We start from the raw sequence: 385 nt of genomic DNA on the forward strand, positions 1-385 counted from the left end.
TCTCCGTCTGCTTCGGGTTCGTTGATCCATTCTGTTTCGTTGAGCAGGTAGCGGAATTCGTGTTGGGTAGACTTAGGTAATTGTACTTCTGCGGTGAAGCTGCCGTCTTTTTTCTTTTTCATGGGAATCGGATTTTTCCAATCTCCATTCAAGCCCAGAATTGCGGCGCTTTCTTTATCTTCTATTGCGAGGGTGAATTTTACTTTTGAGTAGTCTTTTGTTTTGTAGATGGTTTTCTGAATCATATTCGGTTGTTTGCTTGCCCTTAATACAAAAAGTGGGGAATGGTAACCCAAGAGAGCTGCGAGCTATGAGCTACGAGCCGCGAGCTTTTTGTTTTTTGTAAAAAAACAAATGTTTGTAAGCCACTCGTATACCAAGCTCG

At 42.3% G+C, this 385-nt stretch carries 1 protein-coding gene; it reads right to left on the reverse strand.

What is annotated here, in order from left to right; genetic code table 11:
- A partial coding sequence (locus VJI94_RS08070) for an isoamylase early set domain-containing protein (RefSeq protein WP_324008974.1) occupies positions 1-245 on the reverse strand: 245 nt, incomplete at its 3' end.
- Positions 246-385 lie beyond the last annotated feature (140 nt).

Source organism: Parvimonas sp. D9, assembly GCF_035282565.1.
Lineage (GTDB): Bacteria > Bacillota > Clostridia > Tissierellales > Peptoniphilaceae > Parvimonas > Parvimonas micra.